Source organism: Sphingomonas trueperi, from assembly GCF_040545665.1.
GTDB classification, from domain to species: Bacteria; Pseudomonadota; Alphaproteobacteria; order Sphingomonadales; family Sphingomonadaceae; genus Sphingomonas; species Sphingomonas trueperi_B.
Window position 1 is genome coordinate 1,116,613 of the sequence record NZ_JBEPMH010000001.1, and the last position, 15,096, is coordinate 1,131,708.

Annotated in this window: 12 protein-coding genes; 6 read left to right on the forward strand and 6 right to left on the reverse strand. The window is 68.8% G+C overall.

The genetic code is table 11. The features are described 5' to 3' along the window. The first annotated feature begins 45 nt into the window (after positions 1-45). From ABIC65_RS05105 to nagE, 5 genes are all read left to right on the forward strand, one after another. Positions 46-780, forward strand: a complete 735-nt coding sequence (locus ABIC65_RS05105; protein ID WP_354307242.1) for a copper homeostasis protein CutC — start codon at positions 46-48, stop codon at positions 778-780. A gap of 67 nt (positions 781-847) precedes the next feature. Further along, a complete protein-coding gene (locus tag ABIC65_RS05110; protein ID WP_354307243.1) occupies positions 848-1,897 on the forward strand; it encodes an SIS domain-containing protein in 1,050 nt (349 codons plus the stop codon). Next, positions 1,894-3,027, forward strand: a complete 1,134-nt coding sequence (nagA, locus tag ABIC65_RS05115) for an N-acetylglucosamine-6-phosphate deacetylase (protein ID WP_354307244.1) — start codon at positions 1,894-1,896, stop codon at positions 3,025-3,027. The genes ABIC65_RS05110 and nagA overlap by 4 nt, the downstream gene beginning before the upstream one ends. A gap of 86 nt (positions 3,028-3,113) precedes the next feature. Beyond that, positions 3,114-5,594, forward strand: a complete 2,481-nt coding sequence (gene ptsP / locus ABIC65_RS05120; RefSeq protein WP_354307245.1) for a phosphoenolpyruvate--protein phosphotransferase — start codon at positions 3,114-3,116, stop codon at positions 5,592-5,594. Then, entirely contained in the window at positions 5,591-7,309 is a 1,719-nt protein-coding gene (gene nagE, locus ABIC65_RS05125) for an N-acetylglucosamine-specific PTS transporter subunit IIBC (protein ID WP_354307246.1), read from the forward strand. Before ptsP ends, nagE begins: the two co-directional genes overlap by 4 nt. A gap of 120 nt (positions 7,310-7,429) precedes the next feature. Here nagE and ABIC65_RS05130 read toward each other — a convergent pair whose 3' ends face one another. After that, a complete protein-coding gene (locus ABIC65_RS05130) occupies positions 7,430-7,849 on the reverse strand; it encodes a VOC family protein (protein WP_354307247.1) in 420 nt (139 codons plus the stop codon). 88 nt (positions 7,850-7,937) lie between these two features. Here ABIC65_RS05130 and ABIC65_RS05135 point away from each other — a divergent pair, with 88 nt between their 5' ends. Further along, complete coding sequence (locus tag ABIC65_RS05135; protein ID WP_354307248.1) at positions 7,938-8,855, forward strand: LysR family transcriptional regulator; 918 nt, start codon at positions 7,938-7,940, stop codon at positions 8,853-8,855. Here ABIC65_RS05135 and ABIC65_RS05140 read toward each other — a convergent pair whose 3' ends face one another. From ABIC65_RS05140 to galA, 5 genes are all read right to left on the reverse strand, one after another. Further along, entirely contained in the window at positions 8,856-9,248 is a 393-nt protein-coding gene (locus ABIC65_RS05140) for an STAS/SEC14 domain-containing protein (RefSeq protein ID WP_354307249.1), read from the reverse strand. 411 nt (positions 9,249-9,659) lie between these two features. Next, complete coding sequence (locus ABIC65_RS05145) at positions 9,660-10,820, reverse strand: IS30 family transposase (protein WP_354307250.1); 1,161 nt, start codon at positions 10,818-10,820, stop codon at positions 9,660-9,662. Between the two features lie 84 nt (positions 10,821-10,904). Continuing rightward, positions 10,905-11,222: a DUF6968 family protein gene (locus ABIC65_RS05150; RefSeq protein ID WP_354307251.1), complete on the reverse strand. Its 318-nt coding sequence runs from the start codon at positions 11,220-11,222 to the stop codon at positions 10,905-10,907. A 90-nt stretch (positions 11,223-11,312) separates the two neighbouring features. Next, on the reverse strand, positions 11,313-12,083 hold the full coding sequence (locus ABIC65_RS05155; RefSeq protein WP_354307252.1) for a J domain-containing protein: 771 nt from the start codon (positions 12,081-12,083) through the stop codon (positions 11,313-11,315). Between the two features lie 116 nt (positions 12,084-12,199). Then, on the reverse strand, positions 12,200-15,085 hold the full coding sequence (galA, locus tag ABIC65_RS05160) for a beta-galactosidase GalA (RefSeq protein WP_354307253.1): 2,886 nt from the start codon (positions 15,083-15,085) through the stop codon (positions 12,200-12,202). Positions 15,086-15,096 lie beyond the last annotated feature (11 nt).

The window sequence follows — 15,096 nt, forward strand, 5'->3', positions numbered from 1 at the left end:
GGAATAGGACTTTTCTAGAACCTTAGTCCCGGAGGCGAATACCTCATGCGTCGATTGCTCGAAGTCTGCGTGGAAGATGTCGCCGGGATCGACGCTGCGGTGACCGGCGGCGCGGATCGAATCGAACTGTGCGCCGCACTGGCGGTAGGCGGCCTGACCCCGCCCGACTCGCTGATCGCCGCGGCAGCAACGGCGCCGATCCCGGTGCATCTTCTCGCCCGCCCCCGCGACGGCAACTTCGTCTACACCGCCGCCGAGGCGGCGCTGGTCGCCGCCGACATCCGCGCCGCCGCCGATGCGGGACTGGCCGGGGTGGTGATCGGTGCCAGCCGCGCCGACCGCCAGCTCGACTCGGAGATGCTTGCAGCCTGGGTGTCCGTCGCGCGAAACGCCGGGCGCGGCCTCTCGCTGACGCTGCACCGCGCCTTCGATCTCTGCCCCGATCCGCTGGCGGCACTGGAAACCGCGATCACCCTCGGCTTCGATCGGATCCTCACCTCGGGCTGCACGCCCAAGGCGATCGACGGGCGCGACACCATCGCCGCCCTGGTACAGTCCGCAGGAGACCGAATCACCATATTGGCCGGCAGCGGAATCGACGCGAGCACCCTGCCGCCGATCCTGGAGACCGGCGTGCGCGAGGTCCACGCCTCGTGCCGCAGTCCGCAGGCCGGTGCCGATACCCGCGAAATCGCCTTCGGTTTCCAGGCCGGCCCGCGTCTCGCTACCGACCCCGAAAAAGTTTCTACCCTGCGTAATTTGCTCGACGCACGAAGCTAGCGCTTGAACAATACCAATATGTAACTTATCCCTGGTTCCATCATAGCCAGTGGAAGCAACGGGGACCATGATCGCTGAAATCGAAAAGCCCGCAGGTGGTCAGACGCTGATGGCGTCCGAGGCTGCCGAGGCCGGTGCCGCGGTCCGCCGCCTGCTCGACGCCAACGGCCCCGCGCTCGCCGCGCTGGCCCGCGAGCTGCGCGCCGACCCGCCTGCCTTGGTCGTCACCTGCGCCCGCGGTTCGTCGGATCACTCGGCCACCTATGGCAAATATCTGATCGAGACGATGCTCGGCGTGCCGGTCGCCTCCGCGGCGCCGTCGGTCGCGTCGGTGTTCGAGGCGCCTGTCTCCACCACCCGCGCGCTGTGCATCGCGGTGTCGCAGAGCGGTCGCAGCCCGGACCTGCTCGCCACCGTCAAGGCGTACCAGCAGGCCGGCGCCCGCGTCGTCGCCTTCGTCAACGACGAGGAATCGCCGCTCGCCGAAATGGCCGACACCACGATCGGCCTGAAAGCGGGTCCGGAACGCTCGGTCGCCGCGACCAAGTCCTATATCACCGCGCTCGCCGCCTTTGCCGCGCTGGTCGCCGAATGGGCGCAGGACGAGGCACTCGCCACCGCGCTCACCGGCCTCCCCGAGCAGCTGGAAAAGGCGCGCGATTTCAACTGGTCACCGGTCGTTGATACGCTGCGCGACGCGACCAACCTGTTCGTGATCGGCCGCGGCTACAGCTTCGCCGTCGCGCAGGAAGCGGCGCTCAAGTTCAAGGAAACCTGTAGTCTGCATGCCGAGGCGTTCAGCGCCGCCGAAGTGCGCCACGGCCCGATGGCGATCGTCGGCGACGGCTTCCCGGTGCTCGCCTTCGCGACCTCGGACACCGCCGGCGACAGCGTCCGCGAGGCCTCGGCCGAGTTCGCCGAGCGCGGCGCGCGCGTGTGCCTGGCCGATGCCAAGGCGGGTGACGCCTCGCCGCTGCCGGTGCTCGCCGGCCACCCGGCGGTGGAGCCGATCCTGATGGTCCAGAGCTTCTACCCGATGGTCAACGCACTTTCGCTAGCGCGCGGCAACAACCCCGACGCCCCGCTGTATCTCCGCAAGGTGACCGAGACTCGATGAGCAGCTTCCGTTTCGTCAACGGCCACATCGTCACCGCTGCCGGCACGCTGCCGGAAGCGGTGATCCAGGTCGACCAGGGCCGCATCGTCTCTATTTCCGCCGAGGGTAACGGCACGGACACGATCGACCTCGACGGCGGCTGGATCGTCCCCGGCTTCATCGACGTCCAGGTCAACGGCGGCGGCGGCGTGCTGTTCAACGACGCACCGACCGTCGAAGGCATCGCCGCGATCGGAGCGGCGCACGCCAAGTTCGGCACCGCCGCCTTCCTGCCGACGCTGATCAGCGACGTGCCCGAAGTGATCGCCAGGGCGCTCGATGCCACCGATGCCGCGATCGAGGCGGGCGTGCCCGGCGTTGTCGGCGTGCATATCGAAGGTCCGATCCTCAACAAGGCGCGCAAGGGCATCCACGATGCGGACAAGTTCCGCGGGCTGGACGCCGGCATGGTCGAGCTGCTCGGCCGCCCGCGCCGCGGCAAGGTGCTGGTGACGCTCGCGCCCGAGATGGTCGACCTCGCCGATGTCCGCCGCCTGGCCGATGCGGGCGTGCTGCTCGCGATTGGCCACAGTGACGCCACCTACGAGACCGCCCGCGCCGCCTTCGAGGCCGGCATGACCGGCGTTACCCACCTCTTCAACGCAATGTCGCCGCTGCTCCACCGCGCACCCGGCGTCGTCGGCGCGGCGCTGGAGAACCAGACCGCCTATTGCGGCATCATTCCCGACGGCTTCCACGTCCATGACGCCGCGCTGCGCATCGCGCTGGCGGCCCGGCCCTACGACCGCTTCCTGCTGGTCACCGATGCGATGCCGAACGTAGGATCGGACATGACCTCGTTCGACCTGCACGGCCAGCATATCCGCGTCGAAGGCGGGCGGCTGCTCGGCGTCGACGGCACGCTGGCGGGATCGACGCTCGATATGACCGGTGCGTTTCGCCACATGGTCACCCGCGTCGGCACCTCGCCCGAGGATGCCGCGATGATGGCCGCCACCAGCCCCGCCGCGTTCCTCGGCCTGTCGCACGAGCGCGGTGCACTCGCCCCCGGGCTGCGCGCCGACTGGGTGCAGATGACCCGCGACTTCCAGCCCGCCGGGTGCTGGATCGGCGCAACCCGCTTCCCCTGATCGCACGGAGACCCGCCCTGAGCACGATCGCGCCGCCCTCTTCCCATGACGACGCCTCGGCCGGGGCCCTTGCCATAGGCGCGCCGATGGCCGGCTGGCTGCTGCCGCTGGAGGAGGTTCCCGATCCCGTCTTCGCGCAGCGCATGCTGGGCGACGGCGTGGCGATCGATCCGACCGAGGGCTGCCTCTACGCGCCCTGCGACGGCGAAGTGACGGTGCTCCAGCCGACCGGCCATGCGATCACGCTGCGCGCCGGCGACGGTGTCGAGCTGCTGATGCATATCGGCATCGATACGGTGCAACTGGCCGGCGCCGGCTTCGATCCGCAGGTGAAAGTGGGCGATCAGGTGCGCAAGGGCGACGTGCTGATCCGCTTCGATCTCGATTCCGTCGTGTGCGGCGCGCCGTCGGTGGTCACGCCGGTGCTGCTGATCAGCCAGGACGGCCTCACGCTTTCGGCCAAGCGCGGTAGTGGCCTGGTCGCACCGGGCGAGCCGATCTTCACGATCGAGCGCGCCGGAGCGACTGCCGAGGCGGCCACCGACATCGTCGGCGAGACCGCGACCCGCACCGTGGTCGTGCCGCTGGCGCACGGCATCCATGCCCGGCCCGCCGCCAAGCTCCGCGAAGTGCTGGTCCCCTTCGCCGCCAAGGTGACGATCACCAAGGGCGAGCAGAGCGCCGACGCGCGCAGCCCCGTCCGCCTGATGACGCTGGGCATCAAGCTGGGCGACACGATCCGCATCACCGCCGAGGGCGGTCGCGCCGACGAAGCCGCGGCGACGCTCGCCGCGCTGATCGAGAGCGGCATGGGCGAGAAGGCCGATCCCGCATCGGCCCCAGCACCCGCCCCCGCCCCTGCGCCCGTTGCCGCCCCGGTTTCCGACGAGCCGGGCGTCCTCGCCGGCGTCACCGCCGCGCCGGGCCTGGCGATCGGCACCGCCCGCTTCTTCCGCCTGCCCGAGCTGACGATCGACCCGATCGGCAAGGGCGCCAGCCTGGAGCGCGCGCGGCTGGAGGACGGCATCGCGAAGGTGGTGCGAACGATCGAGGCCGATCTCAGCCACGCAGCCGGGCCGATGCGTTCGATCCTTTCGGCGCACCGTTCGATGCTCGACGATCCCGAACTGCTGGAAGCCGCCCGCGCCGCAGTGCTCGACGGCGCAAGCGCCGGCCAGGCCTGGCGCCAGGCGATCCGCCCGCAGGCGGCGCTGCTGCGCCAGAGCGGCGACGCGCATCTTTCCGAGCGCGCCGACGACATGGTCGATCTGGAGCGCCGCGTCGTCTCCGCGATCGAGGGCGTGCAGGATGCGCCCTTGGTCTTCCCGGCGGGCACGATCCTGCTGGCCGATGACCTGCTGCCCTCGCAGGTCACCGCCATCGACCCGGCGCAGGTCTGCGGCTTCGCAACCGTCCGCGGCGGCCCGACCTCGCACGTCGCCATTCTTGCCGCGAGCCTCGGCATCCCCGCCCTGGTCGCGATGGGATCGGCGCTGCGCACGGTGCAGGAGGGCGAGACACTGATCCTCGATGCCGGCGCGGGCACGCTGCGCGTCGGACCGAACGAGACCCAGCGCAGCGAGGCGCAGACCCGTGTCGACGCCCGCACGGCGGCGCTCGCCGCTGCCCGTGCCGCGGCGGGGGCCGAAGCCAGGCTCGCCGACGGCACACGCATCGAAGTGTTCGCCAATCTCGGCTCGGTCGGCGATGCCGAGCGCGCAGTGGCGGCGGGCGCCGAGGGCAGCGGGCTGCTGCGCACCGAATTCCTGTTCCTCGACCGCGAGACGCCCCCCAGCATCGCCGAGCAGACCGCCGAGTATCAGGCGATCGCCGACGCGCTGCAGGGCCGCCCGCTGATCGTCCGCTTGCTGGACATCGGCGGCGACAAGCCCGCGCCCTATCTTCCGATCGCGGCGGAGGAGAATCCGGCGCTCGGCCTGCGCGGCATCCGCGTCGGCCTCGCCCATCCCCAAGTGCTGGAGGATCAGCTGCGGGCGATCCTGGGCGTGCGGCCGATCGGCGTGGCTAAGATCATGCTGCCGATGATCGCCAGCGTCGGCGAGCTGCGCGCCGTCCGCGCCGTGCTCGATCGCCTGCGTGGCGAGCTCGGCATCGTCGAGAAGGTCGAGCTCGGCATCATGGTCGAGACGCCGGCCGCGGCCGCAACCGCCGACCTGCTTGCCGCCAAAGCCGATTTTCTGTCGATCGGCACCAACGACCTGACGCAATACACGCTCGCCATGGACCGCGGGAACCCGGCGGTGGCCAGCGGCATCGACGGGCTCCACCCGGCGGTGCTGCGCCTGATCGCCGATACCTGCCGGGGCGCCAGCGCAAAGGGCCGCTGGGTCGGCGTGTGCGGCGGACTTGCCTCCGATCCGCTGGCGGTGCCGATCCTGGTCGGCCTCGGCGTCACCGAGCTTTCCGCCACCGTCTCGGTGGTGCCGGAAGTGAAGGCGCTGCTTTCCACCCTCACGCTGGAGCGCGCCCGCGCCCATGCCGCTGCCGCGCTGGCCTGCGCCACCGCCGCCGATGTCCGCCGCCTTGCCCGGGAATTCACCGCATGAAGCAGATCCTCGAAACGCTCCAGCCGCTCGGCCGCGCGCTGATGCTGCCGATCGCGGTGCTGCCGGTGGCCGGCCTGCTGCTGCGGCTCGGCCAGCCCGACCTGCTCGACATCGCCTTCGTCAGCGCTGCCGGCGACGCGCTGTTCTCGCATCTCGGCCTGCTGTTCGCGATCGGCGTGGCGACCGGCTATGCCAAGGACGGCAATGGCGCGGCGGCGCTGGCCGGCATCGTCTGCTTCCTCGTCTCGACCGAGGCGGGCAAGAGCCTGCTCGCGGTGCCCGACACGGTCGGTGCGGGTCTCGACAAGGACCAGGCAGCGCTGGCGGTGGCGGCGTGGAAGGCCAAGGCGGTCGCGCGGCTCGACGTGCCGATCGGCATCGCCTCGGGCCTGATCGGCGGCGTCTTCTACAATCGCTTCTCGGCGATCAAGCTGCCGTCCTATCTCGCCTTTTTCGGTGGTCGGCGCTTCGTGCCGATCGTCAGCGGGCTGGCGGGCCTATTTATCGCCGTGATCGTCGGCGTCGGTTTCCCGCACATCAGCGCGGGCGTGGACGGACTGAGCCACGGTATTGCCGGTGCGGGCGCATTCGGCCTGTTCGCCTTCGGCGTGCTCAACCGCGTGCTGCTGGTGACCGGCCTGCACCACATCCTCAACAACGTGTTCTGGTTCGTCCAGGGGGATTACAACGGCGCGACGGGCGACCTGCGCCGCTTCTTCGCCGGCGATCCGAGTGCGGGCGCGTTCATGGCCGGCTTCTTCCCGGTCATGATGTTCGGCCTGCCCGCCGCCTGCCTCGCCATGTACCGCGCCGCGCTGCCGGAGCGCCGCAAGGCGGTGGGCGGCCTGCTGTTCAGCCTCGCGCTCACCTCGCTGCTGACCGGCGTGACCGAGCCGATCGAATACAGCTTCATGTTCCTCGCCCCCGCGCTCTACGTCGTCCATGCGGTGCTGACCGGCGTGGCGATGGTGGTGATGGACCTGCTGGGCGTGAAGCTGGGCTTCGGCTTCTCGGCCGGCCTGTTCGATTACGTCCTGAACTTCGGCAAGGCGACCAAGCCGCTGCTGCTGATCCCCGTCGGGCTGGTCTATTTCGCGCTCTATTACGGCATCTTCGCCTGGGCGATCCGCCGCTTCGATCTCAAGACCCCCGGCCGCGAAGCAGAGGCCTCCGTGGCTGCGGAAGCCGTTGGCGGCACCGCGCCGTCCAGCCGCGGCGAGGCGTTCGCCCGTGCGCTTGGCGGCTCGGCCAATCTGGTCGAGATCGGCGCCTGCACCACCCGCCTGCGGCTGATCGTCGCAGACCAGAGCGTGGTCGACGATGCCGCGCTCAAGGCGCTGGGCGCCCACGGAATCCTGCGCCCCTCGGAGCGCGCGCTGCAGGTGGTGCTCGGCCCGATCGCCGATGTGGTGGCGGTCGAGATCCGCGATGCGACCGCGCGCGGCGGCGTGACGGCACCCGCCGCACCGGCCGCCGCTCCGGCCAGCACGCCGGTGGTGGCGCTCCAGCCGGCGGCGCTGGTAGCGCTGGGCGGCGCGGCGAACGTCCGCGCGGTGAGCGCGCACGACAACCGCCTGCGCGTCGAACTCGGCAACCCGGCCGAGGTGGATGGCGACGCGCTGCTGGCACTCGGCCTGCGCGGGCTCGCCCGCCCCTCGGCCACGGTGCTCCACCTGCTGGGCGACGACGCGGTCCTCGCCAAGCTGCGCGGCTGATCCCGGGCGCGGCCGGGCGCCGCGCCCCTAGAGCATTTTCAAGTTGACCGTTTACGGTCAACGACTCGGAAAATGCGCCAATCGAAGACCTAGAGCGTCTTCGCCGAAGGTGAAAACGCTCTAGCCTGCCCGCTGATAGATTTCGATCAGCATCCCCTCGCCGTCGCGGATAAAGGCATACAGCTCCCCGCCGCTGCCGGGCACCTCGGCCGGCGGGGAGACGATCTCCACGCCCTTCGCCTCCAGATTGGCGATCATCGCCGCCATGTCCGCGACACCGATCGCGAAGTGGTTGATCCCGCCCAGCCGCAAATTGCCCATGCGCTCGCGCCGCTCCGGCAAGGGCAGAGCTGCCCCTTCCACCTGCAGCAACTCCAGTCGGAGCCCGTCCCGCCCCACGAACGCCGCCGTCGCACCGGGAAAGGCGAAGCGGTGCAGCACCCGGAAGCCGAGCTTCTCGACATACCAGTCCACGCTCGCTTCGAGGCCCTGCACCACCACGCCGACATGATCGATGCCTTGAATCAGCGGTGTCGTCATCGCGTCCAATCTCCTGTCTGCACGACGACGGATCTGCGCTGTTTGCCGGACTTTGATAATCCACCAGGAAGCGAATAGACTGATCGCCATGGCGAACAATCTCGACAGGCTGCGGCTGGACGACCTCACGATCTTCCTCGCGGTGCTGGAAGGCGGCGGCTTTCGGGCGGCCGCCAAGCGGCTCGGCCTGTCCCCGGCGAGCGTCAGCGAGAAGATCGCCCAGCTAGAGGCACAGATCGGCGCGCCGCTGCTGGTCCGCACCACCCGCAGCGTGACCGCCACCGATGCGGGTGCGGCACTCGCCACGCGCCTCTCTCCCTTGCTGGCGGAGGCCCGCGCCGCGCTGCAGGACGTCGCCGCCGCCGACAGTGCGATACGCGGGCAGCTGCGGCTCAACGTCACCGGCGCGGTGATGGTCGACATGCTGCCGCCGCTGCTCGATCGCTTCCTCCAGCTGCACCCGCAGGTGCGGGTGGAGATCGTCGTCGAGGATCGCCTGGTCGACATCGTCGCCGCGGGTTGCGACGCGGGCATCCGCTATGGCGAGCATCTCGCGCAGGACATGATCGCGGTGCCGATCGGCCTGCCCTACCAGCGCATCGCCTATGCCGCCGCACCGGCCTATCTCGCCGAGCGCGGGATCCCAACCCATCCGCGCGACCTGCTGGCGCACGACGCGATCCGACTACGTTTCTCCAGCGGCGCAATGGTGCCGTGGGAGTTCGAGCGCGGCGAGGAGACGGTGAGACTCGATCCGCCGGGCAGGCTCGTCATCGGCGTGGATGCGGCGCCTGCGGCCATCGGGCTGGCGGGCAGCGGCCGGGGCGTCATCGCGACCTTCGAGAACTGGCTCGATCCGCAGTTCCGCGCGGGCGCGCTGGTGCCGGTGCTGCCTGAATGGTGGCCGTGCTTCGACGGGCCGCGGCTCTATTTCTCCAGCCGGCTGATGACCGCGCCGCTCCGCGCCTTTGTAGACCTCGTCGCGGCGGAACGCGCGGCCCGCTGATCAGGCGGAGCGGCGCTCGCCGTCTGCGGTTTCGGACGCGTCAGCATCGAGCAACCCCGCCATCGCCTGATCGGGATCGTCGAACACGCGGAGATAGGGCTGGGTCATCACCCGCAGCACCTGCATCCGTTGCAAGGCGCTGGCGGTCACCACTGCGATGCGCGAGGCCTTTGGAAAGTCGCGAAAACTGCGCGCGAAGGAATCGAGCGTGTCGCGCGGCTGCACGGCGCTTTTGCGCATGTCCATGCGCAGCAGATAACCCGGCTTCAGCCCTTGGGCGAGAAACTGCTGCAGGCACTGGCGCGCATAGTCCGGGACCTGATCGGCCAGGAGGATGCGGTGCCAGGCGATGTCGAGCAGGCTGTGCTCGGGCTGGAAGCGGATCGTGTACATGGCCGCCGACTATGCAGCAGATGGTTTTGCAAAGGCTTAACCGGTGACAGGCTCTGGCGAGACGGAGAAGGGCGGAACCTGCCGCCGAGGTTGGTCGCAACCGACCGAAGTTGAGGAGGTTTAGGCCTGCGCGGGTGTGAGCGGGTCTGTCGATGGACGATCGGCTAGTAGCGAAGTTCACGAAGTTGCGGCTCGTGGCAATTCGGCGCGTGCCGCCCGCGGAGACTGGCCGAGGTCGCCAAGCGCATCACCTCGCGCGCAGGAAAGCGTTCCAGCAGAGTCAAATAGCGGCCGCCGCCAAGCGGCGACGCCCGAACATATAGCGAACATCATCGAGGCCGCAAGACGGCCGCTGCACTATTCAGCGGTACGGCCGATGACCGTCGCGGACGGCTGGAATTGGTGGTGGGTTCAACGGGTGGTCGCAACGCCTTCGGCGAACTTCTCAGCTGGCGTCTGGTACATCAAGGTCTTTCTGGGCCGCTCGTTAAGCTGCCTCGCGATGGTGTCGAGCTGGGCCTGGCTGAAGGCCGATAGATCGATACCGTGGGGCAGATACTGGCGCAGCAGGCGGTTGGTGTTTTCGTTGGTGCCGCGCTGCCACGGGCTTTGGGGATCGCAGAAATAGACGTCGACGTCCGTCGCCAGGGTGAAGCGCCGATGATCGGCAAGCTCCTTGCCGCGATCCCAGGTCAGCGACCGGTAGAGTTCGCGAGGCAACTTGTGGGCCTGCCGGATCTGGGCCGAGACGACGGTGGCGGTTTCCTTGTTCGCGACCTTGGCCAGGATCACGTAGCGCGACTGGCGTTCGAACAGCGTCGCAACATGGCTGTTCCGCGCGCCCGAAATGAGATCGCCCTCCCAATGTCCGGGCACGGCGCGATCCTCGACCGATGCGGGTCTTTCGCTGATCGAGATCGCATCCTTGATCCGGCCAAGCCCGTCGCGTTTCAGGCTGGCATGGCGCGAGCGCCGGATCGTGCGCTTTGCCCGCAGATGCTCGAGAAGCTCCTTCTTCAGCACGCCGCGCGCCTGGATATACAAGCTCTTGTAGATGGTCTCGTGTGACACCCGATGCCGCTCTTCGTCCGGAAAGCTGCGCCTGAGCCAGCCTGCGATCTTTTCCGGCGACCATTTGCGCCGCAGTTTAGCAGATACTGTTCGCCGCAAGGCGGGCTGGCAAGCCAGCTTGCAGGGTTTGGGGCGTCGACCACGCTCCCAGGCAGCCTGATCCGACACCGTTGCGCGATAGGCGTCCCGCCCGCCATTGCGACCGATCTCCCGGCTGATCGTCGAAGGCGCGCGCCCGAGCTGGACCGCCAGCGCCCGCATCGAACGACCGGCAACCAGACCCCGCGAAATCTCCTCCCGCTCCGCCGCGGTCAACGCCCGCACCGAGCGCCTGCGCTCTGCCGGCCGTATCCCGCCCGACGGCGACAGCACCGAGAAGATCGACGACGACTGCCGGTCGAAGCGACGACCGATCGAGCTCATCGACTCGCCACGTTGCCACCGGTCCCAGATCTCAGCCCGCTGTGCTGCCGAGTAATAGATCCGCTGCCGCTGTTTCATCGCTCACACACCTTTCTCACCTTGAGAATGATGCGTTGCGACCACCCATTGAACCCACCGTGGAAAGCGGCCGTTCCGTCTACCTCACAACCGGTTGTCTGGATCCCAATCTCGCAGGCCAGGTGTTACTGGAAGCCCAAGGCTCTGGTCATCAAGCCACGAAATGGCGCGGCAATCCATGTTTCTCGCAGCAAGTAGCTCTGAGTGGGCCAGCATCATACCGAGCAAAAGCGCCTGAACTTCGTCAACACCTCCAGCTCTCTTGCTCCTCGCGCCCTCCGGCCAATCTATTTGAACCTTACAAAAGAAGCTGCCCGCATCCTCCTCAGGTCTGTAAAAGCGACATTCTGTCGGTTGGCCGTCGATCTTGAATACTCGACGGGCGATTACATCATCAGTCATGCTGCGCCTCCGTCCGATGTGCTAGAGGGGCTCGGGCACGTCCGCAACTGGGCGTAACCTGACTCACCGCCCGGTTGCGAGACGCTCCGATCAAGCCGGGCAATCCGCCTTCCCTGCCGCGCGCGCCGCGGCGAGCGCCTGGAGGATGCGGATCGTCTGGTGTTCGGCCTGGGCCTTGAGGTGCCGCGGGGCCGAGCCCCAGAGATCGGGGTGATATTGCTTGAGCAGCGCCCGCCCCTTGGCCTCGACCTCCGCCCGGCTCGCATCCCGCGCGACTTCGAGGACGACCCACCAGGCATCTTCCACCACGACGGGCGGCGGGGCGGCGGCTTCCGCACGCTCCGACGTCTGCCGCTCCGCCTCGCGCCAGCCGAGCCGCGCCTTGCCCTCGCGCTCCAGCCGCAGCCGGTCGGCGGCGAAGATCCCCGCGACCGCGATCGTCACGCTGCCTCCGGCGACGAACAACAGCGAGGCGAATTGCAGGCTCTGCCAGGGCAGCCCGGCGAGCCCGTGCGCCTGCAGCTCGCCATAGATTGCCGCGCAGACGATCCGCAGCGCGACATAGCCGGCGCTGATCGCCATCACCCAGCGCGCGCTATAGCCGATCGCGTTGAGCATCGCCTGCTTGACCCCCGAGGCGAGCGGCCGGCGCAGGCACAGCAGCAGCGCGCCGCCCATCGCGCCGATGCAGCCGGGCAGCACCCAGGCCTTGCCGAGATTGTAGAAGGCCGCGGTCGCGCCGAGCCAGCCGACCGCCCACCACAGGAACAGCCCCCACAGCGCATTGCCGCGCGCAAAGTCATGCGCGCCAAAGGCACGCCCGACGCGCTCGCCGACCAGCCACCCGATGAGTAGATTCATGCCGTCCCCCTGGAGGGGAAGCCGTATCGGGCCTCCACCAACCAGGCGTGAACGACCATGGTTAACGGCGCGGTGAAACGCTCAGGCTCTGCCCCGATCGCCCCACCCCGATCCGCTCAGCGCGGGGTGAGGGTAACCTTACCGAGCAGCCCCGATGCTTGCCCCGCCGGTGCCTGGACGATCAGCTCGACGGTGCGCTGGCCGCTTCCCGCCGGGAAGGCAGCCTCCAGCGGTGCCGGCGCGGCATCAGTCTTCTCGGCGAGCTTCTTGCCGTCGACCCACAATTCCGCACGCCCGCCGACGCTGGCGAAGCGCAGCGTGCCGCCGCCCGCCGCGATCCGTTTCCACGGCGTGAGGCGGTTGTTGTAGACGCGCCAGCCCGGCTGCGGCTCGGCCGGGGTGGGCATCGCGCTGCGCAGGAAGGCCCAGCTGTTGTTGTCCGGCACCAGGCCTGGCTTGGGCTTGTCCGCCGTCTGCCCCGAGCGCCGCCAATCCCCCAGCACCATCAGCGGCGGGGTGACGCCGACCTGCGGGCGCGGGGCGATGTCCGCGCGGTCGATGGTCAGCAGCGCGGGCTTGAGCCCCTCGGCGCTCGCCTTGACGGTGATCTTGCCGCGGCCGGTGCCCGCCTGCACCAGGATCTGCGCGAGGCCGTTGAACAGCGAGCGGGCATTGCCCTTCTCCGGCTCGTGGCTGTTCGGGTCGCCATTGCCGACGCCGATGATGCTCGCGCCATCGAGCTTGAAGTTGGTCATCAGATTGGCGGTCGGCACGTGGCGGCCCTTGGCGTCCACCGCATCGATGGTGATCGGCTGCACGTCCTCGTCGTCGCCCGCCATTACCGTGCGTGCGGGCGTGAGCCGCAGCGCCACCGGCGTGCCGGCGGTCTCGTGCACCATTTGCGCGACGACCTTGCCGCCGCGCATCGCCTGCGCCTCCAGCCGGCCGGGCGCATAGGGCACCTGCCATTCATTGCCCTGCAGCCGATCGACCTTCTGCGTGCCTACGACCTTGCCGTTGAGCAGCAGCGTCACGCTCTCGGCATTGGAGGCAACGAAGACCTTGATATTCTGGCCTTCCTTGCCCGGCCAGGTCCAGTGCGGCGCCAGCCACACCACCGGGGCGTCGTCGATCCAGGCGGCGCTGTGGATGCCGAAGGCGGTCTTGGGGAAGCCGCACAGGTCCAGGATGCCGAAGAAGCTGGATGCGGTAGGCCATTCATAGGGCGTCGGCTCGCCATGATAGTCGAAACCGGTCCACACGAAGCCGCCGGCGATGAACTCGCGCGCGGCGATCAGCTGCCAAGCCTTGCGGTGCGTGTTGCCCCAGGGTGCAGCCTCGTCGTCGTACGAGGTGATGACGTGCTTGGCGGGATCGCTGGCAAAGGCGCCGCGCGTCTCGTAGGCGCTGGTGTCCTCGGAGCTGGTGCTGGGCCGCGTCGGGTTCAGCGCGTGCCACTTGTCGTACTCGCCCTGATAATAGTTGAACCCCATCACATCGACGACCGAGGAGACGTTCTGCGGATTGTAGAACGACCCGTTCATCGCCGAGGTGACCGGGCGGCTGTCGTCGAGCTTCCGCACCGCGGCTTCCATCCGGCGGACCATCTCGATGCCCGCCTCGGTGCCCTGCATCGGCTCTTCGTTGAACACCGACCAGAGGATCACGCTGGGATGGTTGCGGTCGCGGCGCACCATCCAGCTGAGCTGGGCGAGATAATCGGGGGCCGGGTTGAAGTGGCGGTTCTCGTCCATGACGAGGAAGCCCATCCGGTCGCACCAGTCGAGCAGCTCGGCGGTGGGCGCATTGTGCGACATGCGGATCGCGTTGCAGCCCATCGCCTTGAGCCGCTCGAGCCGCCAGCCAAGCAGCGCATCATACTGCGCCACGCCGGTGCCGGCATGGTCCTGGTGGATGCACACGCCCTTCAGCTTGACGGGCTTTTCGTTGACGAACAACCCCTTGTCGGCATCGAACCGCACGGTGCGGAAGCCGATTGGCGTGCGGCGCTCGTCGATCAGCTTGCCGTCGCGCAGCAGGCGGGTGTGGACGGTGTAGAGCGTCGGGGTCTCGACCGACCAGAGCTTAGGGCTGCCCAAGCTCAGCGTCATCGACAGCTCGGCGCGGTCGAGCACCGGCACGCTGCCCGCGGTGGTGGCGAAGGCGACGCGCTTGCCGCTGGGATCGAGCAGCTCGGCCTCGACCGCAACCGCCACCGGCGCGCGCTCGATATTGCCCGCGGTCACCGTCACCGGCACGTTCCAGCCGGCCTTCGTCTTACGCGGATCGCAATGTACCCCGTCGGTGACGATCGACACCGGCCCGCGGCGCACCAGCCAGGCATGGCGGTAGAGGCCCGCACCTTCGTACCACCAGCCTTCCATCGCCTCGGCATCGACGCGGATGGCGATGACATTGTCCTCGTCGCCGAAGCGCGCGAACGGCGTCATGTCGATGAGGATGCTGGCATAGCCCGACCAGCTGTGCGCGACGACGCTGCCGTTCACCCACACCGTGGCATTGGTGGCGACGCCGTCGAGATGCAGTTCGATCGTCTTGCCGTGATCGGCCGGATCGAGCGTCAGGCGGCGGCGGTACCAGCCGATGCCACGCTTGCGATAGCCTTGCGAAACGTTGGCGGTCTTCTCGAACGGCTGGAACGAGGCCCAGTCGTGCGGCAGGCGGACTTCGGCCCATTCGCTGTCGTCGAAATCGCGCGCGGCGGCGCCGCGGGCATTGCCGGCCTTCACGCTGCCATAGGTATCGTCATGGTCCTTGAGCGGCGCCGGCAGCACGTCGCCCTCATGGAAGCGCCAGCCGCGCTCGATGCGCGTGCGGGTGGGGTCGCCGTCGGGCAGGCGCGGCATCAATACGGTCTTGGGCGCAGGCATTGGGAAGGCATCGCTGTCCACCGCCCGCGCGGCCGCCTCGGCCTCGGGCAGCCCCAACGAGGCAAGCGCCCCCAACCCCGCGCTGCCGAGCAGCAACTGGCGACGATCCATGCAGCAATCTC